The following is a 614-nucleotide window of genomic DNA, read 5'->3' as shown; positions in this document are numbered from 1 at the left end:
CATTAACTCTGCTTCCCCCTCAAGAGGCGACCTGCCCAGCCATCCTGCCGCGCTCTTGCTTCGCTCAGAAACTGGCTAGTGGCGTTTGCCACGCAGGGCTTTGGCGCGGTTGTTCACCTGCCTTACAAACAGAGGCAGCAGGTGCGCCTGGATATATTCAAACGCTGCTTGTAGACCTTCTTTTTCGTAAACCAGGCCGATTTCCGCCTCAACCTGCGTGGGATCCCTGAAGGCCGACAAAAATTGATTGGAGGTCAGCCAAGTGAAGAGTTCTGCGCGATTCAAGTCACAACTGGGCGGGGAAGGCACTTGCCAGTCTTGAGGTGGCCCAAGCAGCCACTGCCGGGCAAACAAGCTCAACACCGCATCCCCCAGCCAAGCCTTGTCGCGACGGGATCCCTCGTCCAATTGGGCCACCTGCTGTCTGATGGCCTGGCCGGTCGAGGAGCAATGGGATCCTGTCAGCATGGAAATGGGAAGTGCAAGAACTGGCAGCAGACAAGCCCGGCGGCAAAGCGCCCCTGCCTCATTTTAAGATAGGGTCTGGCCCGTTGCAGATGGAGTGTGGCATTGTGAGGATCCTTGGAGCATGACTCTAGTCAATAATAAGCTCA

1 protein-coding gene is annotated in these 614 nt (G+C 56.7%); it reads right to left on the bottom strand.

Going from position 1 to position 614, the window contains the following annotated elements; translation table 11 throughout:
• Positions 1-75: 75 nt before the first annotated feature.
• The gene (locus tag NW856_RS02880; RefSeq protein ID WP_414398997.1) at positions 76-468 is read right to left on the bottom strand and encodes a hypothetical protein; all 393 of its coding nucleotides are present in this window, start codon (positions 466-468) and stop codon (positions 76-78) included.
• Positions 469-614 lie beyond the last annotated feature (146 nt).

Origin of the sequence: Synechococcus sp. R3-13 (assembly GCF_047462195.1) — a bacterium.
GTDB lineage: Bacteria > Cyanobacteriota > Cyanobacteriia > Thermostichales > Thermostichaceae > Thermostichus.
Note: the sequence above shows the minus strand (reverse complement) of the source record. Positions and strands in the feature narration are given on the sequence as shown.